The sequence below is a fragment of the Pseudomonas sp. SW-3 genome, from assembly GCF_016615645.1.
GTDB classification, from domain to species: Bacteria; Pseudomonadota; Gammaproteobacteria; order Pseudomonadales; family Pseudomonadaceae; genus Aquipseudomonas; species Aquipseudomonas mandelii.
The window spans coordinates 2,722,154-2,746,438 of the sequence record NZ_CP067098.1; the positions used below are offsets into that span (position 1 = coordinate 2,722,154).

General features: G+C 60.3%; 24 protein-coding genes. 10 read left to right on the forward strand and 14 right to left on the reverse strand.

What is annotated here, in order from left to right; all coding sequences use genetic code 11:
- Nucleotides 1–56: 56 nt before the first annotated feature.
- Nucleotides 57–959, reverse strand: coding sequence for a LysR substrate-binding domain-containing protein (locus JIO00_RS12195; protein ID WP_442793950.1), 903 nt, complete (start codon nucleotides 957–959; stop codon nucleotides 57–59).
- Nucleotides 960–1,202: 243 nt separating this feature from the next.
- On the opposite strand from JIO00_RS12195, the gene JIO00_RS12200 reads away from it, so the two are divergent.
- The 6 genes from JIO00_RS12200 (at nucleotide 1,203) to JIO00_RS12225 (ending at nucleotide 7,697) form a co-directional block, all read left to right on the forward strand.
- Entirely contained in the window at nucleotides 1,203–2,171 is a 969-nt protein-coding gene (locus JIO00_RS12200; RefSeq protein ID WP_200668327.1) for a LysR family transcriptional regulator, read from the forward strand.
- A gap of 68 nt (nucleotides 2,172–2,239) precedes the next feature.
- Nucleotides 2,240–3,877: a GMC family oxidoreductase gene (locus tag JIO00_RS12205; RefSeq protein WP_172790754.1), complete on the forward strand. Its 1,638-nt coding sequence runs from the start codon at nucleotides 2,240–2,242 to the stop codon at nucleotides 3,875–3,877.
- Nucleotides 3,878–3,896: 19 nt separating this feature from the next.
- Entirely contained in the window at nucleotides 3,897–5,354 is a 1,458-nt protein-coding gene (locus JIO00_RS12210) for an aldehyde dehydrogenase family protein (protein WP_200668328.1), read from the forward strand.
- 113 nt (nucleotides 5,355–5,467) lie between these two features.
- Entirely contained in the window at nucleotides 5,468–6,397 is a 930-nt protein-coding gene (locus tag JIO00_RS12215) for a catalase family peroxidase (protein ID WP_200668329.1), read from the forward strand.
- The gene (locus tag JIO00_RS12220; protein WP_154504346.1) at nucleotides 6,394–6,942 is read left to right on the forward strand and encodes a hypothetical protein; all 549 of its coding nucleotides are present in this window, start codon (nucleotides 6,394–6,396) and stop codon (nucleotides 6,940–6,942) included. Before JIO00_RS12215 ends, JIO00_RS12220 begins: the two co-directional genes overlap by 4 nt.
- Nucleotides 6,943–7,334: 392 nt before the next feature.
- The gene (locus JIO00_RS12225; protein ID WP_010459485.1) at nucleotides 7,335–7,697 is read left to right on the forward strand and encodes a DUF6124 family protein; all 363 of its coding nucleotides are present in this window, start codon (nucleotides 7,335–7,337) and stop codon (nucleotides 7,695–7,697) included.
- A gap of 816 nt (nucleotides 7,698–8,513) precedes the next feature.
- Here the strand turns inward: JIO00_RS12225 and JIO00_RS12230 are convergent.
- From JIO00_RS12230 to JIO00_RS12260, 7 genes are all read right to left on the reverse strand, one after another.
- A complete protein-coding gene (locus tag JIO00_RS12230) occupies nucleotides 8,514–9,530 on the reverse strand; it encodes an AbrB family transcriptional regulator (RefSeq protein WP_010459487.1) in 1,017 nt (338 codons plus the stop codon).
- Nucleotides 9,531–9,719: 189 nt separating this feature from the next.
- Entirely contained in the window at nucleotides 9,720–9,938 is a 219-nt protein-coding gene (locus tag JIO00_RS12235; RefSeq protein WP_010459492.1) for a PLD nuclease N-terminal domain-containing protein, read from the reverse strand.
- Nucleotides 9,939–10,113: 175 nt separating this feature from the next.
- Nucleotides 10,114–11,529 (reverse strand): purine-cytosine permease family protein, encoded by a 1,416-nt coding sequence (locus tag JIO00_RS12240; RefSeq protein ID WP_200668330.1) that lies wholly within the window; start codon nucleotides 11,527–11,529, stop codon nucleotides 10,114–10,116.
- 286 nt (nucleotides 11,530–11,815) lie between these two features.
- The gene (gene argE, locus JIO00_RS12245) at nucleotides 11,816–12,967 is read right to left on the reverse strand and encodes an acetylornithine deacetylase (RefSeq protein ID WP_200668331.1); all 1,152 of its coding nucleotides are present in this window, start codon (nucleotides 12,965–12,967) and stop codon (nucleotides 11,816–11,818) included.
- Nucleotides 12,964–13,641 (reverse strand): DUF1028 domain-containing protein, encoded by a 678-nt coding sequence (locus JIO00_RS12250; protein ID WP_010459498.1) that lies wholly within the window; start codon nucleotides 13,639–13,641, stop codon nucleotides 12,964–12,966. Before JIO00_RS12250 ends, argE begins: the two co-directional genes overlap by 4 nt.
- Nucleotides 13,642–13,807: 166 nt before the next feature.
- On the reverse strand, nucleotides 13,808–14,224 hold the full coding sequence (locus JIO00_RS12255; protein ID WP_017338215.1) for a RidA family protein: 417 nt from the start codon (nucleotides 14,222–14,224) through the stop codon (nucleotides 13,808–13,810).
- Between the two features lie 24 nt (nucleotides 14,225–14,248).
- A complete protein-coding gene (locus tag JIO00_RS12260; protein WP_200668332.1) occupies nucleotides 14,249–15,559 on the reverse strand; it encodes a flavin-containing monooxygenase in 1,311 nt (436 codons plus the stop codon).
- Between the two features lie 269 nt (nucleotides 15,560–15,828).
- Between JIO00_RS12260 and JIO00_RS12265 the strand changes: the two genes are divergently transcribed.
- Nucleotides 15,829–16,812: a GlxA family transcriptional regulator gene (locus JIO00_RS12265; RefSeq protein ID WP_169857429.1), complete on the forward strand. Its 984-nt coding sequence runs from the start codon at nucleotides 15,829–15,831 to the stop codon at nucleotides 16,810–16,812.
- Between the two features lie 29 nt (nucleotides 16,813–16,841).
- On the opposite strand, the gene JIO00_RS12270 is transcribed toward JIO00_RS12265, so the two are convergent.
- Both JIO00_RS12270 and JIO00_RS12275 read right to left on the reverse strand, forming a co-directional pair.
- Nucleotides 16,842–17,330: a copper chaperone PCu(A)C gene (locus tag JIO00_RS12270; protein ID WP_010459506.1), complete on the reverse strand. Its 489-nt coding sequence runs from the start codon at nucleotides 17,328–17,330 to the stop codon at nucleotides 16,842–16,844.
- Entirely contained in the window at nucleotides 17,330–17,935 is a 606-nt protein-coding gene (locus tag JIO00_RS12275) for an SCO family protein (protein WP_010459508.1), read from the reverse strand. The genes JIO00_RS12270 and JIO00_RS12275 overlap by 1 nt, the downstream gene beginning before the upstream one ends.
- Before the next feature lie 329 nt (nucleotides 17,936–18,264).
- Here JIO00_RS12275 and JIO00_RS12280 point away from each other — a divergent pair, with 329 nt between their 5' ends.
- Both JIO00_RS12280 and JIO00_RS12285 read left to right on the forward strand, forming a co-directional pair.
- Nucleotides 18,265–18,465, forward strand: a complete 201-nt coding sequence (locus JIO00_RS12280; RefSeq protein ID WP_010459510.1) for a YbdD/YjiX family protein — start codon at nucleotides 18,265–18,267, stop codon at nucleotides 18,463–18,465.
- Nucleotides 18,466–18,656: 191 nt separating this feature from the next.
- Nucleotides 18,657–19,463, forward strand: coding sequence for a membrane protein (locus JIO00_RS12285; protein ID WP_010459513.1), 807 nt, complete (start codon nucleotides 18,657–18,659; stop codon nucleotides 19,461–19,463).
- A gap of 39 nt (nucleotides 19,464–19,502) precedes the next feature.
- On the opposite strand, the gene JIO00_RS12290 is transcribed toward JIO00_RS12285, so the two are convergent.
- The 4 genes from JIO00_RS12290 to JIO00_RS12305 all read right to left on the reverse strand — a co-directional run bounded on the left by JIO00_RS12290 (nucleotide 19,503) and on the right by JIO00_RS12305 (nucleotide 23,213).
- On the reverse strand, nucleotides 19,503–20,246 hold the full coding sequence (locus JIO00_RS12290; protein WP_077750124.1) for a hypothetical protein: 744 nt from the start codon (nucleotides 20,244–20,246) through the stop codon (nucleotides 19,503–19,505).
- 254 nt (nucleotides 20,247–20,500) lie between these two features.
- Nucleotides 20,501–20,749, reverse strand: a complete 249-nt coding sequence (locus JIO00_RS12295; protein WP_010459515.1) for a hypothetical protein — start codon at nucleotides 20,747–20,749, stop codon at nucleotides 20,501–20,503.
- 189 nt (nucleotides 20,750–20,938) lie between these two features.
- Complete coding sequence (locus tag JIO00_RS12300; protein ID WP_200668334.1) at nucleotides 20,939–21,364, reverse strand: hypothetical protein; 426 nt, start codon at nucleotides 21,362–21,364, stop codon at nucleotides 20,939–20,941.
- Between the two features lie 172 nt (nucleotides 21,365–21,536).
- Nucleotides 21,537–23,213 (reverse strand): MFS transporter, encoded by a 1,677-nt coding sequence (locus tag JIO00_RS12305; protein ID WP_200668335.1) that lies wholly within the window; start codon nucleotides 23,211–23,213, stop codon nucleotides 21,537–21,539.
- Nucleotides 23,214–23,544: 331 nt separating this feature from the next.
- Here JIO00_RS12305 and JIO00_RS12310 point away from each other — a divergent pair, with 331 nt between their 5' ends.
- On the forward strand, nucleotides 23,545–24,213 hold the full coding sequence (locus tag JIO00_RS12310; protein ID WP_200668337.1) for an ATPase: 669 nt from the start codon (nucleotides 23,545–23,547) through the stop codon (nucleotides 24,211–24,213).
- Nucleotides 24,214–24,285: the final 72 nt, after the last annotated feature.

The following is a 24,285-nucleotide window of genomic DNA, read 5'->3' on the forward strand; positions in this document are numbered from 1 at the left end:
GCAGTGGAAAAGCGGGCGTCTGGCACCTCACCTGCAAGGTCCAGCATTTGGCTTTATCAAACCAACGGACTCCCGCGCATCCCCCGCGCCGGATCATCCAGCAACCTGAATTGCTCCACCATGAAATCAATCAACATCCGCATCGACGGCAGCATCCCTTGCCGGCTCGCAAACACCGCATAAATCATCTCGGTCCGCGGTGCCCAATCAGGCAACACCACCACCAGCTGCCCGCGCTCGATAAAGTCATGCACCAGCGACATCGGCATCTGCGCAATGCCGACGCTGTCTATCGCCGCGCAGCGCAGCATCGGCAGCCCCTTAGTAATCAGTTGAGGACGGTGCTGGATCGTGAATTCCAAGCCATCTTGATGGTACAGCGTCCAGCTGTAATCGCGTTGCGGGCTGCCGTGATGGACGCTGGGGAAGCGTGACAGGTCTTCCGGCTCCTTGGGTTCACCGAGGCGGTTCAACAGCGCGGGACTGGCCACCAGGCATTGCGGCCGCTGGGACATGACGCGGTTGACCAGGTCCGAGTCCTGAAGGGGAGGCGGGCGGACTCTCAGTGCCAGGTCAACGCCTTCGGCGACCACGTCGACCTGACGGTCGCTGGCTTCCAGATGCACTTCGACACGCGGGTGCATGGCCATGAACCGGGTGATGATGCCGCCGACGCATTCTTCCAGTAAGACCGTCGGGCAGGTGACGCGCAGCAAGCCGCCGGGTTCTGAGTGGGTCATGGCAACCGCCGCTTCAGCGGCTTCAGCCCCTTTGAGCATGGCGCGGCAATGGGCGTAATACGTCTGCCCTAATTCCGTCACCGTGAAATGGCGGGTGTTGCGGATGATCAGGCGCACGCCCAGGCGTTCTTCGAGCAGTGCAATGCGCCGGCTGAGGTTGGATTTTGGAATGCCCAGCGCCCGTGCGGTCGGCGCGAAGCCGCCGTGGTCCACCACCATCACAAAGTACTGAAGGTCATTGAGGTCGAGCACCGGGCGACATCCATTCGGCCAAAAGAGGCCAACTATACAAGAACGATCGTCCAATGAATGGGAAAGACAAACCCGTTTTTCGGGACTGGTTCACAAGACAGCGAAGCACCTAGATTGCCGCCGTTCGGTGGATTCATTAAAGGAGCTTCAGATGTTACACAGGATGATTCTCGCGATGTCTCCACGCTTTTTTTACTGGATGACTAAAACTTGAACAAGCTGTCCGAGATGCAATCTTTTGTCATGGTGGTGGACACCGGTAGTATTTCCGAAGCCGCTCGGCGTTTGGGTATCGCAAAATCCATGGTCAGCCTGCGGATCCAGCAACTGGAAAAGCGCCTGGGCAGTATTCTGCTGGAGCGTGGGCGCCAGGCCCGGCTGACGGAGGCGGGCGATGTTTTTTACCGTTATTGCGTGCGCATTCTGGGCGATGTCGAAGATGCCGAAGACGCGGTGCAGGCGTTTCAATCGAGCTTGCGCGGTGTGCTGCGGCTGGCTGCGCCGATGGCCTTCAGCATTCGTTACCTGACGCCGATTCTGTCGTCCTTCGCGGTGCGTTACCCGGAGTTGCAGCTGGATATCGAGTTCGATGACCGCCACGTCAATCTGCACGAAGAACGCTATGACGCGGCCATCCGCATCGGCGAGTTGCCGGACTCCTCCCTGGTCGCCAAGACCATCACGCCCAACCGCCACATCATTTGCGCGAGCCCCGGATATCTTGCCGAACACGGCACACCGCAAACCCCGCAAGAGCTGTCCCGGCACTTCGCGATGCTCTATGTGAATCGCGAACCCCACGGCATGTGGACGCTGCCGGTGAACAACACCCTGGAATCGTTCCGTGTGCGCTGCCGGATGCGCACCAACAACGGCCATCAACTCATGGAAGGCGCCAAGGCCGGCATGGGCCTGGCGATTCTGCCGACTTTCCTGGCGGCGCCAGCGATTGTGGCCGGTGAGCTCAATGAAGTGCTGGCGTCTTATGCCCCACGTGGCGGCAATATTTCGGCGGTCTACCGGCAATCCCAGCGAGCGTCGCCCAAGCTTCATGCGCTGACCAGCTTCCTCATCGAACAGATCGGCAACCCGCCGGTGTGGGAGCAAATGCTTGCGGCTCACACGCGTTCAATCGTTCTGGAAAAACGAAACCGGGAATCGTCTTTTGCCGGCTTATGAGCCTGCGCACCGTCCAATATGCTTTTTCCCAACAGACGCATTCTGACGTCTGACAGGGAAGAAAACGAATGAAGAGTACCCTTGACAATCCTGCTCGCCGGGCGGTCCTGGCCGGCGGAGTTGTGGCCGCTGCGACGTTGGCGGCGGGCAGTGGTTTGGCGCAGGCGTTTGAGTCCAGCGGTATGGCTGGCAAGCGTGGCGCTGATCGCGCGTCGGTTGATGTGATCATTGTTGGCGGTGGTTCGGCGGGCGCGGTGCTGGCCCGTCGGTTGAGCGAGAACACCACGCGTGAGGTGTTATTGCTCGAAGCCGGCCATGGCTACGGCCCGCACAATTACCCCGAGATCGTGGCCAGCAGCGACATCGTTGGCGCTAACGCCAACCCTGAATTCGAGTGGGGTTATAAGACCCGACCGGGCTACATCGACCACCCCATCGGCGCCTTGCGCGGCAAAGTGTTGGGTGGGAGTTCGGCGATCAACGGCGCGGTGGCCATCCGTGCCCGTGCCACCGATTTCAAGCGCTGGGATCTACCAGGCTGGAGCTACGAAGAGCTGCTGCCGTCGTTCAAAAAACTGGAAACCCACAGCGGTGGTGCGAGCGCGTTGCACGGCCACGAAGGGCCGCTGCCGGTGCATCAACTCGGCAAGGCCGACGTCACGCCCATGCAGCGCGCGTTCATCTACGCGACCTTCGCCAATGGCTATCGCGTAATCGAAGACTTTGACGGCGCTGACGCCCACGGCGTCGGCCCGTACCCGATGAACATTGTCAACGGCGTGCGGGTCAACACCGGCATGGCGTACCTCACCGACGAGGTGCGCGCCCGCGACAACCTGCACATCCAGACTGACAGCCTGGTGGACAAAGTGCTGTTCGACGGCAAGCGTGCGATCGGCGTGCAACTGGCCAACGGTGAAAAATTGTTGGCCGCTGAAGTGATCCTTTCCGCCGGCAGCTACGGCAGCGCCGCGATCCTCTTGCGTTCCGGCGTTGGGCCTGGCGAAGACCTGCGTGCCTTGCAGGTTCCGCCAGTCGCCGAGCTGCCGGTCGGGCAAAACCTGGTGGATCACCCGTTCTATTACAACGCCTACGCCGCCAAGCCAGACGCCATCGGCAGCCAGTCGCCCGCCATCGGCGCCAAACTCTGGACCCACAGCCGTTCCGCCGAGACTGGCGAGCTGGACCTGCACATCACCGCCACCCACTTGTTTCCTCATGATCAAAGCCCGACCGGCGTCGGCTTCGTGCTCGCCGTCGCCCTGACGCGGCCACTGTCTCGGGGCAAGGTGACGCTGGCCAGTCGTGATCCGTTCGTGGCACCGACCATCGACCTGAATTTTCTCGCCGAGCCCAAGGACCGCCAGCGCCTGCTGGATGGCATCCGCCTGGCCCGCAAAATCGGCGGCACGGGGCCGCTGAATGCGTTGATTCATTCCGAGCTCAACCCCGGTCAAGGCAACGACTCGGACGAGGCGCTGCTGGCCAGCGTCAAAGCCAGTCTCGACACCTATCACCACCCGACCTCGACGGCGCCGATGGGCAAGCCGGGGGATGCGCGGGCGGTGGTCGACCTGCAAGCGCGGGTCATTGGTGTGCAGGGGCTGCGCGTCGTGGACGCGTCGATCTTCCCCGACGTGCCCTCGGTCGCCACCAACATCACCGTGATTGCCGCCGCCGAGCACATTGCCCGTCTCTACGCTTAATTTTCAGGAACCTGCCTCTATGAACAGCACCCCGGTATTGAACTGGATCGACGGCCAATGGCTGGACTCCGGTGTTTACAAAGACTCCATCGACCCGGCGACTTACGAGCTGATCGGCCGATACGCCGAAGGCGGCTTGAACGAAGCGCAAGCCGGCATCGAGGCCGCGCAACGGGCATTTGCCGAATCGCCCTGGAAAGATGACCGACACTTGCGCGCTCAGGTCTTGCTTGAGCTGGCGGATGCCTTCGAGCGCAACGCCGATGACCTGATCGACACTCTGGCACTGGAGAACGGCAAGATTCGGCCCGAAGCCGAGTTTGAAGTCGGCATGGTGCCCTCCAAGTTGCGCTATTACGCGGCCCTGGCGCGTGCCGAATACGGGCGTGCGGCGGAGCCAAAACCCGGCAGGATTTCCCTGGTGATTCGTCAGGCGGTGGGCGTGGCGGGCATCATCGTGCCGTGGAACTCGCCGGTGGTCTTGATGATCCGCTCGCTGGCTCCGGCGCTGGCGGCCGGTTGCACCACGGTCATCAAGATGCCCGGGCAAACCGCCCAGACCAACTGCCTGGTGGCCCGGATCATGAGCGAGGCGCTGTCGCTGCCGCGTGGCGTGATCAATCTGTTCAGCGAGCAGGGCGCGGCGGGCTCGATCCATCTGGTGGAATCACCGCGTGTTCCGGTGATCAGCTTCACCGGCAGCACCAGTACCGGCCGGGCGATTTCCGCCGCGGGTGCCCAGCACCTCAAGCGTTTTGGCCTGGAGCTCGGTGGAAAAACGCCGATGCTGGTGTTCAACGACGCCGACCTGGACGCCGCCGTGCCGACCCTGGTGAAAGCCCTGACGGTATTCGCCGGCCAGTTCTGCATGACCGGTTCGCGGCTGTTGGTGCAACGGGATATCGCCACGGTGTTGACTGAGCGTTTGGCCGCAAAACTGGACGCAGTGCGCGTCGGGCCCGCCGCCGACTCGGCCAGCGAGATGGGGCCGTTGATCGATAAGCCCAACGTGCAACGGGTCAATCAAATCGTCAAAGAGGCGATTACCGCCGGTGCCCAGGTCATCGTTCGCGGTGGCCCGGTGACCGAGGGGCCGTTGGCCAAGGGTGCGTTCTATCGCCCGACGCTGCTGCGGGTCAGCGACCCCGAAATGGCCATCGTCCAGCGCGAGACCTTCGGCCCGGTGCTGACATTGCAAGTGTTTGACAGCGAAGCCGAAGGCATCGAACTGGCCAACAACAGCGAGTTCGGCCTGGCCGCCAGTGTCTGGACCCGCGATGTCGACCGCGCGCTGCGGGTGGCTCGCGAACTGGAGGCGGGCACGGTATGGGTCAATGACTGGGCTGTGGTCTACGACGAGTTTGAAGAGGGCGGTTTCAAACAGTCGGGGCAGGGGCGCCTGAACGGCGTGGCGGCTATGGATGATTTTGTCGAGTACAAACACATCGCCCTCAATCCCGGCCTGCGCAAGGGCTGAATCTAATGCGGCCCACCCGATTTATGATTGGCGCGCTGCTGGCGGGGACGCTGACTGCGTCCTCCGCTTTTGCCGCCCACGAAAATGATGTGTCACCCATGAGAAGTGCCCCCATGTCCAAGGACAGACTTTACGACGCCTTACTGGACGCGCTGACCGCAACGTTCGGCCACCATCCGGGCTTTCGCGCGACCCATGCCAAGGGTGTGTTGCTCAGCGGAACCTTTATGGCATCGCCGCCCGCGCCGGTATTGAGTCGGGCGGCGCATTTGCAGGGTCAACCAGTGCCGGTGTTGCTGCGGTTCTCCAACTTCAGCGGCGTACCCGCCACCGAGGACGGCGACCCGATGGCCAGTCCTCATGGCCTGGCCATTCGTTTTGCCCTGCCGGACGGTGAGTCCACGGATATCGTGACCCACTCGTTCGACGGCTTCCCGGTGGCCACCCCCGAAGACTTCCTGAGTTTTCTGCAAGGCATCGCCGCCAATGTCGCCACGCCGCCGGACCCGCTGCCGCTGCAAACCTTTCTGGCCAGTCATCCCCGAGCCGAACATTTCCTTCAAACGCCCAAGCCCGCGCCGAGCAGTTACGCCGGTATCGAGTACTTCGGCATCAACGCCCTGGTGTTCACCAACCGTCAGGGTGAAGCGCATATCGGCCGATACCGGATTGAACCGTTGCGAGTGGAGCCAGTATTGAGTGAGCAGCAAGCCGCCGCGCTGCCTGCCGATTATTTGCAGGATGAAATCAGCGCACGGTTGGGCAGGGGCGCTGTGAAGTTGCGTCTGGTGGTGCAGTTGGCGGCGCCCGGGGATGCCATCGAGGACGGTTCGATCCCTTGGTCGCGCAGCCACGATGAAGTTGAGCTGGGGATTCTGACCCTCGATGCGCTTGTCCCGGCCGGGGAGCAGCAATCCGCCCAACAGCGCCTCGACTTCAACCCCGGTCGCTTGATCGACGGCATTGCACCCAGTGACGACCCGATGATTCTGGCGCGCGAACGCATCTACCAACGGGCGCTGCTCCGGCGGCAGCAACCATGAGCATCGAGGCTGAGATTGGCGTCAGCGTGATTGTGCATGAGGTCAATCCGCAGCATCAGGCGTTGTATGAGCAGTGGATGAACAAGGCCATCGACGCGCATCGGCAGTTTCCGGGTTACCTGGCAACGGATGTGGTCAAGCCTGTTGGCTCGCACCTGCGTTACGCGATCATTTTGCGCTTTGTCAGCAAGGGGCATGTTGTGGCGTGGCTGGAATCTCAGGTGCGGCATGCGTTGTTGCGCGAGTCATTGCCCTGGTTGCGGCAGGACTATCACCGTACTGACGATGATTCGAAATTCTGGTTTGAACCGGTGCAGGGGCGGGTGACTGTTGCGCGATGGAAGCAATGGGTGCTGTCTTGGATGATCGTTTTGCCGTTGACGGTGTTCTTGCCTTGGGGGTTGGCGGTGCTGCTTGAACTGGCTGATCTGCGATGGCCGGTCTGGGTATTCAAGGTCACGGTAGCCGGGTTGGTATCGTTCAACATGGTGTATTGGCTGATGCCGTTGACGACGCGGTTGATGTCGCGGTGGTTGTTGAAGTGATGATCGAATGAGGATTGCCCGCAGTCTGTTTAAACAGAAAAAATCACTCACGTTTAAATGAAGCTTGCTGTTACCGCATCGAGGCTACAACGCCTTGCGCCACCCCCTACACGTAAGACAGAATCCGCCGGCTTGTGCGTCTGGGGCGCGGGTTTTATCGTTCCTGGGTCACTGAAAAACAGTGATCGGGTTTGGTAGCCCGGTATATCCAGGCGCATGGCGCCACCTTATGCAGAGGTCGTTTTCATCTCTGTTTTTTATGGTGGCCATGCGCAGGGCTCCTTCGGGGGCGCCGGGTTCCTGGACCGGTCTACCAACCTGTGTATGGCCGCCACCCTACGTTTGGTAGCGAAGGGTGATGGCTCCTCATTAGTTATCCAGGAGTTCCATCCATGATCAAACCAACGCCAAACCCGCCGGGCATCGACCCTGCTTCCCCCTACGAATCCCTCGATTCGAAAAAACTCCACGAAGCCGCCGAGCGCGCCCTCGACCACTACCTCAACCCGGGGGCCCACATCATGGCCAGCACCCACGAACCCGAACCCATGTTCCTCGCCAACCCCAAGTACGACACCGAATCCCTGCTGGCCAACGCCAGCGAATCACTGGGCTCTGCCACCACCATGCTCAGCAACTTCGCCGCGCTGTTGGACAACTCACACCGCAAGACCCTGCTGGGGATCACACAAGTGGTGATGCTGGGGGAATTGGCCGTGAACCAGGCGCTGGATAACGTCGAGCCCAAGGCGTAAGTCACCAATCCCTGTAGGAGCGAGCCTGCTCGCGATGGCGGTGGATCAGCCAACATTTCTTTTGAATGTAAATCCGCTATCGCGAGCAGGCTCGCTCCCACATTGGATGGTGTCGTCCCACAGGTATTGTTATCGCCGCTGCCCCCTGTAGGAGTGAGCCTGCTCGCGATGGCGGTGGATCAGCCAACATTTCTGTTGAATGTAAATCCGCTATCGCGAGCAAGCTCGTTCCCACATTGGATGGGGGCGTCCCACAGGTATTGTTATCGCCGCTGCTCCCTGTAGGAGTGAGCCTGCTCGCGATGGCGGTGGATCAGCCAACATTTCTGTTGAATGTAAATCCGCTATCGCGAGCAGGCTCGCTCCCACATTGGATGGGGTCGTCCCACAGGTATTGTTATCGCCGCTGCCCCCTGTAGGAGTGAGCCTGCTCGCGATGGCGGTGGGTCAGGCAACATTTCTGTTGAATGTAAATCCGCTATCGCGAGCAGGCTCGTTCCCACAGGCCTCGCGCTGCTCGGCAGCGGCTACACGTCCAGCATCTGATCCGTATTTTCCTTCGCCATCTGCCTCTGTCATGCACCCACCCTCACGCTCACAATGACAGCACGGTCCGCAGTCGCGCAGTCACTGCACCGTAAACTCATAATGTAGGAGGCCCCATGGGCAAGATGGCAATTTTCCTCGGTGGATTTCTGGTGTTAACCATTTTGATTGGTGCCCTGGCCACCATCTCTCCCGTTTAGTCCCTTCCTCCCGGCAGCACAAAGCAAAACGCCTCCACATCGGGAGGTGTTTGCGATTTGTGTTCGGCAATCACTCAGCCCGCCAGCGCCGCGCCTGCACAATCAGCGCCGGGGCAAAGTGCAGCACGACCATCCGCACCAAATGATGCGTCAGGATAAACACCACATTCAGCCCGCCACTGAACGCGACGATGGCAATGGTTTCAATGGCCCCCGGCATGTACGCCAGCCACAACGACAGCGGATCGCTGCCCAGCAACTGCCCGGCTACACCGGCAAACGCGGCGGCGATCAGCAACATGAGGCCGACGGCGAGCAGCCCGGCGCGGCCATGGCGGACCAGCTCGGCGAAGCTGATGTCCTTGAATTTCGAGCCAATCAGCACGCCGATCAGCACGGAGGCGGAGTCGACACTCCACTGCGGCAGGTGGAATGTCTGGAGGTAGCCCAGCTTGATGCAGGCGGCGGTGAGCACGATGGCGGTGAGCATGAACGGCGCTGGCACGCCGACGCTCAACAGCACGCGGCCGAGCAGCAGGCACAAGGCGATCAGCGACAGCAGGGTCAGCGCCGTGCTCACGTTCAGCGGGCTGCTCTGGGCCAGCGCCACGTCGACATGCCCGGGAATGCAAAAACTGACCAGCAAGGTGATCGACAACAGGCGGACCAGGTGCACGACGATCACTTTGCTGGACGCGCGTTCAGACTCGATCAAGTCGAAGACGGCGGCGAGTGCGCCGGGGTACACGGATAACAGCGAGTCCTTGAGGTTCCAGCCCGAGACTCTGAACAACCAGAAACCGGCCACGGAACTCTGGACCATCAGGCACAGCAGCATGAAGCCGAGGCTGGGCAACATGGCCGCCACGGTGTGATTGTCCCACGAGGTAAACATCAGGCCGGTCGCAATCCCCAGCACGATTTGCACATAGCCAAGGCCGAAGGGCAGGGTGGGGGAAAATCGCAGATTGCTGGCGATCAACGCGCTCGCGAGTATCGAGCCCAGTAACAGGCCGTGGGGGATACCGGCGTATTGCAACACGGTGCCGACGCCGGTGGCGATCAGCAAACACACCAGGGTTTTCATGAGTCTTCCTTGATTCTTGAAGTGCGCCAACGCTTCCATTTGGGCCGTGTACGTTTTCCCACTTAATGGCGTGAGGCGTCAAGTACGTGCGTCTCAGTGGTGTCAGTGTGAGTTACCGGGTATGGCGAGCGGCCGTCCGTGGGCTCGCCCCTGTCGATCAGAAACGGGTCATCACAAACCCTCCAAGCATCATTGCCTGGCCTGCGGCGAATGCGGATTGTGGTCGGTGTGTTTCGGTCCCGCCAATGCCCACGCCACCACCCCAATCAGCGGCACAAACACGATCACCACGATCCACAAGAGTTTGTTGGTCGATTTGCCTTCGGCTTTGCGCACTCGGTTGATTGCCCATAGCTCGACCAGCAACAGAACGGCTGTCAGCACGATCCAGATTGTTTCGATTTGCATGAGTCACCCTCCAGATAGTCCTTCTGTTAGGTGAGCCGTGGTGGGCAGGGTTCATTAAATTTTGGTGGAGGCTTGTGCTGGGTTGCTCGCGAGGGTGATCTGTCAGTCAAATCTGCTTTGACTGTCAGGGCCTCATCGCGAGCAGGCTAGCTCCTGCAGGGATTGCGGGGGTTCATTAGATCGAGTTGGCGAGTTTTCCGGTGGAGAGGCGGCGTTTGTAGGCGCTGTCGCGGTTGGCCAGCCAGTAGTAGAGCGGCGAGGTGATGAGCAGGCCGACCAGCCAGGACAGGTCAGCGCCGTTGATGTGTTCGGAGATGGGCCCGACGTACAGCGGCGTGTTCATGAACGGAATCTGCACCGCGATCCCGATCGCATACGCCAGCAACGCCTGCGGGTTGTAGCGTCCATAGATCCCGCCATCGACCTTGAAGATCGAATCGATGTCGTACTGACCTTTGTGAATCGCATAGAAATCGATCAGGTTGATCGCGGTCCACGGCACCAGTACCACGAGCAGCACCAGCACCATGTCGACGAAGTGACCGATGAAGTTGGCGGAGGCACCGACGGCGGCGAAGCAGCACGCGGCGAGGATGATGAGAGAGAGGACGGCGCGGCTTTTGGCGGTCGGGATCCAGCGGTAGGCGAAGGTTTGCACCAGGGTGATGACCGACAGCACAGCGCCGTAGAGGTTGAGGGCGTTGTGGCTGATGACGCTGAGCAAGAACAGCACGAGCATCAACGGGCCGATGGAGCCGGTGGCGAGTTTGACCGCGTCCATGGTGTCCATGCCCACGGGCGTGGCGAGGACGGCGACGGCGCCGAAGATGAACGAGAGGCTGGAGCCGAGGACGGTGCCCAGGTAAGTGGTCCAGAACGTAGCGGCCACCGGCACGCTCTCCGGCAGGTAGCGCGAGTAGTCGGAGACGTAGGGGGCAAAGGCGATTTGCCAGAGCGCGGCGAGGGAGACGGTGGCCAGCCAGCCGGAGATGTTGAAGCTGCCACGGGTGAGGAAATCGGCGGTCTGCACGTGGGTGAAGATGTAGCCGAAACCAAGCACGATGCCGGCGCCCAGCACCCAGGTGCCGATGCGGTTGAGTACGTGGATGAACCGGTAGCCGATGATGCCGATGATGCCGGAACCGAGGGCGCCGATGACGATGCCGACCGGCACCGGCACGCTGTCGACCACGCCGTGCAGTGATTTGCCGGCAAGAACGATGTTGGAAGCGAAGAAGCCGATGTACATGATGCCGGCGATCAGCACCACCAGCAGGGCGCCGAGGGAGCCGAACTGGGCGCGGCTCTGGATCATTTGCGGAATGCCCATCTGTGGGCCTTGCGCCGAGTGCAGCGCCATCAGCACGCCGCCGACCAGGTGGCCAACGAGGATGGCGACGATGCCCCACACCAGGTTGAGGTGGAACATCTGCACGCCAAGGGCGCCGGTGACGATGGGTAGCGGGGCGATGTTGCCGCCGAACCAGAGGGTGAACAGGTCACGGGTCTTGCCGTGGCGATCTTCGGGCGGCACGTAGCCGATGGTGTGTTTTTCGATGAGCGGGGCGGCGGTTGTTGCGGTGGTAACCATGACGGACTCCAAGGCAATTTGAGTACGTGGACGTACTTCGGTGAGCGCCGCACGGGGGCGACGCTTTTCTTGTTGGAGTGATGATGTGCGGTGGGGACGGATAGATAAATTAGTAAGATTGTGGGTATAGACGTTAAAAAAAGTAGGTCGTTTGGTCACCGCAAAACCCTGTGGGAGCTAGCCCGCCAGGGATAGCGATTTGACAGTCAACATTGATTTGGCTGTCAGATCGCTATCGCTGGAAGGCTAGCTCCCACAGGGATTTTTCGGGTGTTCGGAATCTTTGTTATTCAGTGATCGATAGCAGCATCCGTTGCAACATGGCGTCGCAGGCAGTGAGTTGTTCGAGGCTGACGAATTCGTCGGGTTTATGGCCCTGGTCCATGCTGCCGGGGCCGCAGACGACGGTGGGAATGCCGGCGGCATCGAACAGGCCGCCCTCGGTGCCGAAGGCCACGGTGCCGAACGCTCGGGAGCCACAGAAACTGGCGATCAACTCGGCCGCTTCGCTGTGTGCATCAGTCGCCAATCCCGGATACGCCGACAACTGGCTGAATCGAATCTCGCTCTGTTCACTCACGGCACGCATGCGCGGCAACACCTGTTGCTCGGCAAAGGCCTTCAACGCCTGTGCAACTTCACTCGGATCATACGAGGGCAACGCGCGGATTTCGAAGTCGAAGCGGCAATCGGCGGGCACGATGTTCAAGGCCTTGCCACCGCAAATCACCCCGGTTTGCACGGTGCTGAACGGCGGATCGAACCGCGCATCGTGATGCTCGGGGGCTTTGAGTCGGTTGCCGATCCGCCCCAGCTCACCGATCAGTTCGGCGGCGTATTCGATGGCATTGACCCCCAGCGGCGCGTAGGCGGAGTGGCACGCTTCACCGTGGACATCGCAGCGCATCGCCAGTTTGCCTTTATGCCCGAGCACCGGTTTCAGCTCGGTGGGCTCGCCGATAATGCACAGCATCGGTTTGACCGGGCGCTGTTCCAACTCCGCCAGCAACGAACGCACGCCGAGGCAGCCGACCTCTTCATCGTATGAAAGCGCGATGTGCACCGGCAGCCGCAACCGGGCGTTCACCAGCGACGGAACGAGGGCCAGTACACAAGCGATGTAGCCTTTCATGTCCGCCGTGCCGCGCCCGAACAGTTTGCCGTCGCGCTCGGTGAGTTCAAACGGCGCAACAGTCCACGGCTGGCCGTCGACGGGCACCACGTCGGTGTGCCCCGACAGCACGATGCCCGGCCGATCCGCCGGGCCAATGGTCGCGAACAGATTGGCCTTGCTGCGCTGCTCGTTGTAGATCAGCTCGCAAGGCACATCGAAACCCACGAGGTAGTCGCGGATGAACTCGATCAGGTGCAGGTTGGATTCGCGGCTGGTGGTGTCGAACGCCACCAGGGTTTCCAGCAAATCACGGCTGCTGCTCATCGGTCGTCTCCGGCGACGCCGTAGCCGGGGGACTTGTCAGGGGCGAGGGCGCGGTCGATGTAGTCCTGAACTTGCGGGCGATAAGCGTCCCAGAGTTTTTCCAGCTGGCCGATGGGATTTTCGTCCGCCCAATCGACCCGCAGGTTGATGATCGGCCAGGTCAGTTCGCCGACCACCACCATCGCCGCCGAATGCACCGGCCCGGCTTCGCCACCGGCGGCGATGGCCGCTTTCATGGCAGCGAGCAAGCGGTCGGCGAGTTGTCCTTCGCCGTGTTCGAACGCTTGGACCATGGCCTCGATGACCGAACGGTCGGCAAGCATGTTGCCGGCGGCGACGCATTGTTCACCGGACACGGCGTTGTGGTTACCGAGGGTTTGCGCGCCGCTGAAATGCGCGGTCTGGCCGAGGTGGTCGATGGCGGTAATCTGACGGTATTGGCTGTAGCCGTTGCGGGTCAGGACTTTGTCCAGCGCCTCGGCCGGCGCCAGGCCTTGTTCCATCAGCGCGAGCACTTCCGGGCCTAACGACGGCAAGGTGATGTTTTGTGTGGAGACGGCGCCGACACCCGGCAACAGCCAGGGGCAACGGGCGCCGACGGCGATGCTGGAGGAACTGATCGCAATGCCGAACTGACCAGTTTCGGGGCATCGGGCGGCGATGGAGAAAGTCATGGGTTTAGCTCCTTGGTTTGCCTTGGAGAAATAGGTGTTGTGCGGGCCTCTTCGCGAGCAGGCTCGCTCCCACAGTTGGATCTGTGTCGTACACAAATCCGCGGCCACTGAAGACTTCCCTGTGGGAGCGAGCCTGCTCGCGAAGGCCGCGACTCGGTCTAACGACTTACTCAGGAATCACCGCAATCACATCAATCTCCATCAGCCACTGCGGCTGCCCCAGCGCCGACACCACCAACCCGGTCGAAATCGGAAACACGCCTTTGAGCCACTTGCCCACTTCCTGATACACCGGCTCGCGATACCGCGGGTCAATCAGATAAGTCGTGGTTTTCACAATGTGGCTGAGGTCGCTGCCAGCCTCTTCCAGCAACTGCTTGACGTTGCGCATGGCCTGCTCGGCCTGCGCACGCGGGTCACCCAGACCCACCAGCCGGCCCTCGAAATCCGTTCCGACCTGGCCGCGAACATAAACGGTATTGCCGGCCCGGACCGCCTGGCACAGGTCATTGTCCAGGCTCTGGTTCGGGTAGGTTTCCTTGGTGTTGAACATGCGAATACGGGTATGGGTTGGCGTGGACATTTTTAGCTCCTGACAGAAAAAGGCTTAGGCACTGACCGTGGTTTTGAGGGCGGCCGGGGCCTGTTCAGCCTCGCGCTGCGCCGCATCGTGGTAGTCGAGGTAAGAGCGCTGGATGGCGATGTGATCCGCCACGTACTTGGCGTCGTGCCAGACACCCCAGATAAACGAAGAGCCGCGACGGGACTGCCACGGCAGGCCGAGGAAATACACGCCAGCCTCGCTCGACACACCGCGCTGATGCTGGGGCTTGCCGTTGTCGTCGAAGGCATTGACCTTGAGCCAGCTGTAATCCGTGGCAAAGCCGGTGGCCCAGATGATCGAAGTCACGCCGGCCCTGGTCAGGTCGAGTTCAAGAATCGGGTGGGTCACGCATTCGGGATCCGGGAACACGTGGCGGGCTTCAGGTTCTTCCGGCAAGTCCAGGCCATTGCGTTCGATGTAGGCATCGGCGGCATTCAGCAGCGCCAGATAGTTCTCATCGCCACGCGCCAGGTTGTCGGCCAGGTTTGGCTGGAACGTCGCTACGCTACCGTTGAACGATTGAGTCAGACCCACCAGCGTCATGCCGCGATGGGCGAGTCCACGGAAGTCCACCGTGCGCCCGCCATGGGCACCGCTGACCGCGATGGTCACGTGCTCCCGTCCCGGTTTCATCGCCGCCTGATCCCACTCGCCCAGCACGCCCAGCCACCAGCAGAAATCACGGTTGCGGTAAGCGCGAGGAGGGCGGTCGTGGGCGCCGACGGAGAGGTAAACCTTCTTCCCGGCACGCTGCAATTCATCGGCAATCTGCACGCCGGACGAACCCGCGCCGACCACCAGCACCGCGCCTTCAGGCAGTTGCGCCGGGTTGCGGTAGTCGGCCGAGTGGATCTGCATGAAAGGCTGATCTTTCGGCGCAATCGGCGGAATGACCGGCCGCTGGAAAGGCCCGGTGGCCGCCACCACGCGGTTGGCCTCAATCACGCCTTCAGAGGTTTCAATGGTGAAACCCGGGCGACCGACATTGCGCTCGACTTTCAGCACGTCGACGCCGGTGCGGATCGGCGCGTTGAATTTCCTGGCGTAGGCTTCGAAGTAATCGGCGACGCGTTCTTTCGGGGCAAATTCGTCGGGGCTGAGGTCGTCGAAATCAAGACCCGGGAACCGGTCATGCCACGCCGGACCATTGGCCACCAGCGAATCCCAGCGCCCGGTGCGCCAACGCTCGGCAATGCGGCTGCGCTCCAGCACCAAGTGCGGCACCCCGAGTTTGCTCAAGTGTTCACTCATGGCCACGCCAGCCTGACCGGCGCCAACAATCAGCGTATCTGTTTTTATTTTTTCGGTGGTCATCTCAATACCCTTCGAAGTTGGAGTGAGGTCGCGAACGCCCCGCCATTTCTTGGGCTCAAGACTAGGGATGACCCTGGTATCGGTAAAATATTATTAAGCTGGCATTTGAGTATAAATAACTGAGGCAGAGCGCCGTCTGGCGCTCGGGTGGATACGCCGAAGAGGCGCCACGGGTTAACATGGCGCTTTATCAGCGCACCATACAACCGGTTGGGTAATGTAATGGAGTGGATCGAGCATTGATCGAACGACGCCAATTCAGCGGAGGCATGAAGGGCAAAAACCTTCGCTATCTCAATGAACACCCTGATGGGACCCGGCAAACGGTCCGCGCAGGCTTTCTGCTGCTCGAACATTTCTCGCTGCCGGCGTTCACCCAGGCGCTGGATACGGTCGTCACGGCCAATCTGCTACGACCCGACTCGTTCTCTTCTCGCACCTTTGGTTTGAACGATGGCGAAGTCGTCAGCGATCTGGGCCTGGTCATTCGGCCCGATGCCCGTATCGATTGCGCAACGGTCAAAGCGCTGGACCTGCTGGTGATCTGCGGTGGCTACCGGACAGAACTCAAGGCCAGCGAAGGCTTGATCAGTCTGTTGCGCACGGCGTCGGACCAGGGCGTCAGCCTGGCCGGGCTGTGGAATGGTGCATGGTTTTTGGGGAAGGCCGGTCTGCTGGACGGTTACCGTTGTGCGATTCACCCGGAGCATCGCCCGGCGCTGGCGGATTTCTGCAAGGCCACGCAGGTCAGCAGCGAGCCCTACATCATTGATCGAGACCGGCTGACGGCTTCGAGCCCGTCCGGGGCCTTCCACATGGCGCTGGACTGGATCAAAGGCCTTTACGGCAAAGCGCTTGTCGAGGGGATCGAGGACATCCTGGCGTTCGAGGAGTCGCGCTACCGGCGCATCAAGCCTACGGAAAATGTCTGTGTGAGCGCGCCATTGCGCGAGGTGGTGAAGCTGATGGACGCCAACCTCGAAGAGCCGTTGGAGCTGGAGCAACTGGCGGTCTACGCGGGTCGTTCTCGTCGACAGCTCGAACGGTTGTTCAAGGAGCAACTGGGCACGACACCGCAACGGTATTACATGGAACTGCGAATTACCGAAGCGCGGCGGCTGCTCCAGCATACGGAGCTGTCCCAGGTGGACGTGCTGGTGGCGTGTGGCTTTGTGTCGCCGAGCCATTTCAGCAAGTGCTACAGCTCGTATTTCGGCTACCGGCCTTCCAAGGAGAAGCGACTCGTCAAATAAGAGCCGCTCGCCCCGAGAAACCCCGACCGTTAATGCATCTTGCTGTGATCAGCCATGCCGAGTGCCCGGGCCTCGGCTTCCACTTTAATCGTCTCTTTCTCGCCCTTGGCGTTTTCCACGGTCAGGATCAGCGGGACTTTATCGCCTTCCTTCACCTGCGCCGTCAGGTCCATCAGCATCACGTGATAGCCGTGGGGATCAAAGCTCACCGGCTTGCCGGCCGGCAGCTCGACAGACTCGACCTGACGCATGCTCATCACATCATCTTTCATGCTGGATTGGTGAATCTGTACGGTTTTGGCGACAGGCGATTGCACGCTGAGCAGCTTGCTGTCGCTGTCGGCTTGCAGGGTCATGAAGGCGCCGGTCGATGGCTGGCCGGCAACGGTCGCGCGGACCCAGGCGTCGTCCACTCTGGTTTGCGCCGATACCTGCCAGGCCATGCCGATCAGGGCGCACCCCAGGACCAGTTGTTTGACGCGTCGCGAGAAAGCGGTGTTGGCGTGGATCGAATTCATCAGCAGACTTCCATGACGGTGAGCAGGTCTTCTGCGCACTCTTGAGCCGTAAGGGACGCGGACAGCCCCAGGCGCAAGTTGCCCCGGGAGTCGAAGACGTAGCTGGTCGCGGTGTGGGAAAGGGTGTAGGTCGAACCGCTCGGGATCTTTTCGAAGAACACGCCGAACTCCTTGGCGGTGGCGGCGGTTTCTTCCAGCGTGCCGTGCAGCGCCTCGAAGCTCGGGTCGAACGTCTTGACGTAGGCGTCGAGCATTTGCGGCGTGTCGCGTTCCGGGTCGAGGGTGATGAAGATCACCTGCAGCTTCTCGCCGTCTCGGCCCATCAGTTTCTTGGCCTGTGCCGCGCGGGCCAGGGTCGTGGGGCAGACCGCCGGGCATTGGGTGAAGCCGAAGAACACCATCGGCATCAGGCCGCGATAACTGGTGAGCATCTTCGTTTCGCCCTGGGCGTCTTTGAGCTTGAAGGTACGCCCCATGATCTTGTCGCTGAGGTCCTTGCCGTACTTGAACGACAGCCTGGAGCTGTCATCGCAGCCGGCGAGCAGGCCAAGACTCAACAAGCCCATACCGCGCAGGACCGTGCGGCGGGTAAACAACGTACTCATGGAAAAGCATTCCTGTGTTGCGACGGGAAATCTGTAGCGCCTGATGAGTCAGACGAAAAAAGCGCGTGGATATTAACAAACTGTGGCCGTGTTTCGCTCATTGTTGGACGAGGGGTGGTTTTGGTACAGCATCAGAAGTTGCAGAAAACTACGGATCAGCGTCGGACCTGTAGGAGCCAGGCTTGCCGGCGAAGGCGCTCTCAAGTACGCCTTCGCCGGCAAGCCTGGCTCCTACAGGTACTGATTTACGTCCGGTCGAGCGTCGACACATTCCAGATACAAAAGTGCGCTTTCATAGCCCTGTCCCCCCTCACAATGAGAGCGTTGCCATGATCCGTAAACTGCAGCAAGCCGCCCGCTTCCTCAGCCAGAGCGCGCGTTTGATGGTCGGCGTCCCTGATTACGACAACTATGTCGCCCAGATGGCGCTCAAACACCCCGAAGAACCGGTGATGAGCCATTCGGCGTTTCTTCGCGAGCGTCAGGAAGCCCGCTACGGCGGCAAGCAATGCACCACGCGTTGCTGCTGATTACCCGGGCAAACGCCGCGATCAGCACAATATCTTCGCCATTGCGTAACCACTGCTAAGCTTCGACGTTGCAGCGTCCGAGCCTTTACGGGATCGGGCGTTGAGCGTGGCCATGGAGTACGACTTCAGTATCAATATCCACTTCTACAGGGGTGGCGAGCGATTGTCGGTAACCTGCACGGAGGCAGGCAATGGTAATCAAGCACGTAGGCCATTCAAGTGCCGAGGGCGTTCCCGAGCCACTCGATCACGAAGAGATAGAGCGGGTGCTGGCGCTGTTGCTGGCCAGTCCGGTGTTTGCCAAGTCCAGGCGCATGGGCAGTTTGCTGCGTTTCCTGGTCGATCACGATCTTCAGTTTTCCACTATCCCACTCACCGAGCATGCCATCGGCATCGCCGTGTTTCGCCGTGACCCGGCTGTTTACTGCACCGGAGACGATCCGGTGGTGCGCGTGCAGGTGGGCCGGTTGCGGCGCAAACTCGCGATCCATTACGCCACCCTCGGGCAGCAAGACCCGGTACGCCTGAGCATTCCGGCCGGTTGTTATCGGCTGGCTTACCAGCGGATCAGACCCAAAACCATCTCGATGCGCCATCCTGTTTTGCAGATACAGCCGTTTACCTGCATCACCCGTGACGGCGATGACTTCACCAGGGGCTTGTCTGAAGAATTGAGCTGCCGGCTTTTCGAGTCGTTCGAGCAGACGCAAAGCCATGGCAACCACGTGTTGATGAAAGTGTCACGCTCCAGTGTCAAGGCACTGGACGTTGTGCGTGCCGGGCGCGGTAACTATTCCCTTGAGGGCAGCGTGCGGGTGGAACCGAGCCGAGTCCGGGCATCGGTGCGCCTGATTGATGTCGCACAGGGGCGGATCCGCTGGTCCGAGCAGTTCGATCGCAATCAACCTTACGGCATCGCGACCCAGGAAGATCTGGCGGAGTCCATCTGTCGGTCGTTGACGGGCTATTTCGCCCGGGGAAGCGGTGATGTTTCTTGAGAGGAAGGGGCAACCGCGAGGTTGCCCCCGGTGCGACGATTACACGGTTTTCCATGCACCGTCTTCGTAGCGACGGGTTGCATCGTTAACGACAGTCAGGTCGATTTCGATGGCCTTGGACCGCGACGTGCTGAACATGGTGCTGGTCTGCACGTTCTGTTCGAACCACACGAGAATGGCCTCGACAGGGGTCAAAACGATATTGCCGGTGACCACCTGCTTGGTGGCGACGTAGATCGGCGTGCTGACCTGCGTGCCGTCGATGCCGACTGACAACTGGTTGATGCCGGGGTGGATCGGGCCGTATTCGTTATCCAGGGTAATGGATATGTCTGGGCCGCCGGTTACCGCCTGGCCCAGCAAGCCTTCCGGGCTAAGTATCGATTGTTGCCCCAGGCCGATCGTGACGATGTTGGTCGACACCTTCACCGTCACGTCAGCCTGAAAAGTATTGGACCCGAACAGTTGGTATTGCGGGGTCCAGCTGAAGCCGTTGTTGCTCAGGTACTTGTCATAGGACTGCCAGACAACGTTATAGGCTTCGTTGCCGACTTTCTTGGCGAAGCACAGCTTGTAGCCTGACTGCTTGAGAAGGGTCAGGTCATCGGCTGCGATCTCGATCGTGACGGACTTTTGCGTGGCTGCCAGGGTTGACGTCAACACCTTGCAGTAGTCCGACGTTTTCAGAGCCGTGGGGGCAATGCTCTGGAACGACTTGAGGGCCTCTTGCACATCATTGTGAAGTTGCAGAGCTTGCTTGCTTACAGCGCTCGACTTACTCATGGCTTTCCTCTTCCTTGGTTGTGTTGGGCAATCAATGGGCAGCGGGCAGCGAATCCGACAAGTGATCGGGCAGCACCCTCTAAACACATCGACGGCTTCACAGTAGGCGCAGGATTCAGGGCGGCGAAGTGTCTTGGCGTTACAGCGGGGAGGGCGGTTAAACCAGCAAGGTAACAGCCTGCGTAACCGGGTTGTATCAAGGGAATCTGTGAGTTGAAACAGCGGAGCGGCCGTGCGACCGCCCCACCGTGGCTTCATGCCGTCGGGCTACTCACCTTCGCGTCGGCCCAGACGAAGTTCCAACTGGTTCGTTTGCCCTTGGCAATCTCGATCAGCTTGTTCTCATATACGGTGTGATTGACCGTGCCGGTGTAAGTCAGCTTTCGGGCCGCATTGGTCCCGGTGACTTCCCCGGGTTTGCCGCCAGATTCAGTCATGGCCTTTTTCATATCGGCTTCCGACGGGGCGCTGCTCTGGTTTTTTTCAACGGTTACGAAACTCATGGTGTCACCTCTTCCGTGATGGGGGGATCGGCGGACAGTCGGGTCAAGACGTTCTCGACCCGGCCAACACACCGAAGCCAACACTCTATTGGCCCGCCGGGCACCGCAGAAGTGACAACACGGTCGGTAAGGTAACACCGCGGATACAGCGAATCGCACGATGTAACGGCGACGTATCAGCCAGTGGCATCATTTCGCTTTCCAGTGTCCACCGCCCGATTCGCAATCAGTCTTCGATTGGGCCAAGTGTTCCGCACCGTAGTAATACGTGGTGACCTGAGCGTTGTCGGGGATGTTCAGCGACTTGCTGTTCTTGTCCTTGCTGGTGGAGTGAGGGTTGGCCAGGGATTCCTGAGTCAGGGTCGCGATGCAGGAGGCCTGATAATGGTCGTCGCACTGGTCGACTTTTTTCTTGGTGCTGGTGAGCATGTCCTTGCTCTCGTTGCTGCATGACCAATCGATGGCATTTACCGGCATGCCTTCGTACTCATAGCAACTATGGGACTCGACCACCGGAACGGATGGGCTTTGGGATCGGGTCAGGACGTCACAGCCTTCAGCGAATGCCAGCGTGGGGCTCAGGCTGGCGAGCAGAAACAGCAGTCTACGGTTCATCGGGAATTCCTCTCCAATGGCGCTGCTCGTGATCAAAGATCGGCGCTTATGGAGTTTCGAAAACACGATGAGGCGTGGGGTTCAATTCGTTTTTGAGCCGCGACGGCATTTAATCCATCTGCGTGCATTAAAAAGGCCTGCCCTCTCGCTCACGAGAGGGCAGGTGCCCGTTTTATGTGTGATGAATCTCCCGATCCTTGGTTTCCGGCATGAAGAATATGCCCAGGACGGCGGTCATCACGGCGATGACAATCGGGTACCAGAGGCCGTAGTAGATATCACCCGTGGCCGCGACCATGGCGAACGCCACCGTCGGCAGGAAGCCGCCGAACCAGCCGTTGCCGATGTGGTAGGGCAGCGACATCGAGGTGTAGCGGATGCGCGCCGGGAACAGTTCCACCAGCCAGGCGGCAATCGGACCGTAGACCATGGTCACGTAGATCACGAGGATGGTCAGAAGCAACAGCACCATCGGGTAGTTGGTCTTGGCCGGGTCGGCTTTCTCGGGGTAACCGGCTTCTTTGAGGGCGGTGCCGAGAGTGGCGGTGAACGCGTCGTTCTTGGCCTTGAAGTCGGCGGCCGGCATGCCGGTGCCCTCGAAACTCTGAAGCACTTTATCGCCGATGCGCACCTGCGCGACCGTGCCCGGTTCAGCCTTTTCGTTCTTGTAGGGAATGGCCCGTTTCGCCAGCACGGTCTTGGCGAGGTCGCAGGAACTGGTGAATTTGGCCTTGCCCACCGGGTCGAACTGGAACGAGCACTGGTCGGGATCGGCGATTACCGTGACCGGGTTCTTCTCCTGCGCGACGAACACGTCGGGGTTACCGTATTGGGTCAACGCGTTAAAGATCGGGAAGTAGGTCAGCGCCGCGAGAATGCAGCCGGCCATGATGATGCCCTTGCGGCCGATGCGATCGGACAGGCTGCCGAAAATGACGAAGAACGGCGTGCCAATCAGCAGCGAGCCGGCAATCAGCAGGTTGGCGGTCTGCGGCTCGATCTTCAGCGTCTGCAGCAGGAAGAACAGCGCGTAAAACTGCCCGGTGTACCAGACGACCGCCTGGCCGGCCGTACCGCCGAGCAGGGCCATGATCACGATTTTCAGGTTATCCCAGCGGGCGAAGGATTCGGTCAGCGGCGCCTTGGAAGACTTGCCCTCTGCCTTCATTTTCACGAATACCGGTGATTCGCTGAGCTGCAAGCGGATGTACACCGACACAATCAGCAGCAGGATCGACAGCAGGAACGGAATCCGCCAGCCCCAGGCCTCGAAAGCTTCGTTGCCCAGGATCGTCCGGCAAGCAAGGATCACCAGCAGCGAAAGGAACAGGCCCAGGGTCGCGGTGGTTTGAATCCATGAGGTGAAATAACCGCGTTTGCCTTTCGGCGCATGCTCCGCGACGTAGGTCGCCGCGCCACCGTACTCACCGCCCAGCGCCAGGCCTTGCAACAGGCGCAAGGTGATCAGGATGATCGGCGCCGCCACGCCAATGGTCGCGTAACCGGGCAGAAAACCGACGACGGCGGTGGAGACACCCATGATCACAATGGTGATGAGGAACGTGTGCTTGCGCCCGATCATGTCACCCAGGCGCCCGAACACGATGGCGCCGAAGGGACGCACCGCGAAACCCGCAGCGAACGCGAGCAGCGCGAAGATGAAGGACGTTGTCTCATTGACCCCGGCAAAGAAATGCTTGGCGATGATCGCGGCCAGGGAGCCGTAAAGGTAGAAGTCGTACCACTCGAACACGGTGCCCAGGGACGAGGCAAAAATGACCTTGCGCTCCTCCTTGGTTATACCGCGTTGGGGCGCGCTGCCCGTGGAGATGTTGTCGATTGCGGCCATGAGTCTTCTCCGTCGTTCTTGTTATAGGCCGGAGTACCTTGTTACCTCTTTGCCGCACCCAGGCCCTTGGGCTGATGTCGTCGGATTACGGATTGCACGAAGCATGCACACAGGTTGACCGCCTCGCATCGCTGCAAGGTTCTTGAAGCATAATCGGCTTCACGCAGATATCCACTCGACGTCACTTCTCACCCCACGGAGTCACGCCTGACGCCTCGGTACGCAACCATTCGTTTAATCAATAATCACCATCAAGGAATGCAAGTTCTGTTTTTTTGTCATGAGAGGAGGATAGCGTCATACCAAAGTCGCCTCTGAAGGAACCTGCGCGATGAGAATCTCTACCTTGCTGGCCCTTGTCGCCGTATTGACCGGCAGTGTTGCCGCCACCGTGCCGGCCTACGCGGCCGACCCGTCCTGCCATTTCCTGCCGATGGGCGACAGCCCCGCCAGCTTGCAGCACACTCAATCGGTGGGCGTGCTCTACAGCGAAAACACCCTCAACACGATCGAATACCTTGAGCAGTACCATTCGGTCGCGCTGAATGGGGCGAAGAACCCGGCGCTGGATTCGCGCATCAGCAGCGCCTTCGTCAACAGCTCCGATCCGAAGCGGGCGATCAACTGGCTGATGGGGTCGCTGCAAAAACAATTTGCTTCGGTGACCGTCTACGACAATCTCGACGCCCTGGTACAAGCCCATCCCGATGTGGTGGTGATGCTCGACACCTACAACCGTCTGGTGTCCAAGCGCAACAACCAGGTCGAAGCGCGATTCCTCGCCAAGTTCTACGACTCGAACCTGCAATACATCGGCAAGGCTGAAGGCTCACGTGAGCAGCAGATGCCTTCGGTGTGGGTGCAAGGCAAAGCCGCCCCGGAGATTGCCGCGCAGATTGACCAGCAGAATGTGGTGCAGGTAAATGCGTTGAAGCAGTTTGATGCGTCGTTGAAGGCGTTGGTGACGTCTGGTAATGGGGCGCAAGTCGCCAGTTACTGATGCACATTCAACGTGATCAATAGCTTATTTGTGAATTCAACACATTGAGGTGTGACCGCTTCTGTACCTGTG

What these genes read in the sequence shown, in the direction of transcription:
- JIO00_RS12195 (WP_442793950.1), bottom strand. Translation starts at nt 959, where the DNA reads ATGGTGGTGGACCACGGCGGCTTCGCGCCGACCGCACGGGCGCTGGGC.
- JIO00_RS12205 (WP_172790754.1), top strand. Translation starts at nt 2,240, where the DNA reads ATGAAGAGTACCCTTGACAATCCTGCTCGCCGGGCGGTCCTGGCCGGC.
- JIO00_RS12210 (WP_200668328.1), top strand. Translation starts at nt 3,897, where the DNA reads ATGAACAGCACCCCGGTATTGAACTGGATCGACGGCCAATGGCTGGAC.
- JIO00_RS12215 (WP_200668329.1), top strand. Translation starts at nt 5,468, where the DNA reads ATGTCCAAGGACAGACTTTACGACGCCTTACTGGACGCGCTGACCGCA.
- JIO00_RS12220 (WP_154504346.1), top strand. Translation starts at nt 6,394, where the DNA reads ATGAGCATCGAGGCTGAGATTGGCGTCAGCGTGATTGTGCATGAGGTC.
- JIO00_RS12225 (WP_010459485.1), top strand. Translation starts at nt 7,335, where the DNA reads ATGATCAAACCAACGCCAAACCCGCCGGGCATCGACCCTGCTTCCCCC.
- JIO00_RS12230 (WP_010459487.1), bottom strand. Translation starts at nt 9,530, where the DNA reads ATGAAAACCCTGGTGTGTTTGCTGATCGCCACCGGCGTCGGCACCGTG.
- JIO00_RS12235 (WP_010459492.1), bottom strand. Translation starts at nt 9,938, where the DNA reads ATGCAAATCGAAACAATCTGGATCGTGCTGACAGCCGTTCTGTTGCTG.
- JIO00_RS12240 (WP_200668330.1), bottom strand. Translation starts at nt 11,529, where the DNA reads ATGGTTACCACCGCAACAACCGCCGCCCCGCTCATCGAAAAACACACC.
- argE (WP_200668331.1), bottom strand. Translation starts at nt 12,967, where the DNA reads ATGAGCAGCAGCCGTGATTTGCTGGAAACCCTGGTGGCGTTCGACACC.
- JIO00_RS12250 (WP_010459498.1), bottom strand. Translation starts at nt 13,641, where the DNA reads ATGACTTTCTCCATCGCCGCCCGATGCCCCGAAACTGGTCAGTTCGGC.
- JIO00_RS12255 (WP_017338215.1), bottom strand. Translation starts at nt 14,224, where the DNA reads ATGTCCACGCCAACCCATACCCGTATTCGCATGTTCAACACCAAGGAA.
- JIO00_RS12260 (WP_200668332.1), bottom strand. Translation starts at nt 15,559, where the DNA reads ATGACCACCGAAAAAATAAAAACAGATACGCTGATTGTTGGCGCCGGT.
- JIO00_RS12265 (WP_169857429.1), top strand. Translation starts at nt 15,829, where the DNA reads ATGAAGGGCAAAAACCTTCGCTATCTCAATGAACACCCTGATGGGACC.
- JIO00_RS12270 (WP_010459506.1), bottom strand. Translation starts at nt 17,330, where the DNA reads ATGAATTCGATCCACGCCAACACCGCTTTCTCGCGACGCGTCAAACAA.
- JIO00_RS12275 (WP_010459508.1), bottom strand. Translation starts at nt 17,935, where the DNA reads ATGAGTACGTTGTTTACCCGCCGCACGGTCCTGCGCGGTATGGGCTTG.
- JIO00_RS12280 (WP_010459510.1), top strand. Translation starts at nt 18,265, where the DNA reads ATGATCCGTAAACTGCAGCAAGCCGCCCGCTTCCTCAGCCAGAGCGCG.
- JIO00_RS12285 (WP_010459513.1), top strand. Translation starts at nt 18,657, where the DNA reads ATGGTAATCAAGCACGTAGGCCATTCAAGTGCCGAGGGCGTTCCCGAG.
- JIO00_RS12290 (WP_077750124.1), bottom strand. Translation starts at nt 20,246, where the DNA reads ATGAGTAAGTCGAGCGCTGTAAGCAAGCAAGCTCTGCAACTTCACAAT.
- JIO00_RS12295 (WP_010459515.1), bottom strand. Translation starts at nt 20,749, where the DNA reads ATGAGTTTCGTAACCGTTGAAAAAAACCAGAGCAGCGCCCCGTCGGAA.
- JIO00_RS12300 (WP_200668334.1), bottom strand. Translation starts at nt 21,364, where the DNA reads ATGAACCGTAGACTGCTGTTTCTGCTCGCCAGCCTGAGCCCCACGCTG.
- JIO00_RS12305 (WP_200668335.1), bottom strand. Translation starts at nt 23,213, where the DNA reads ATGGCCGCAATCGACAACATCTCCACGGGCAGCGCGCCCCAACGCGGT.
- JIO00_RS12310 (WP_200668337.1), top strand. Translation starts at nt 23,545, where the DNA reads ATGAGAATCTCTACCTTGCTGGCCCTTGTCGCCGTATTGACCGGCAGT.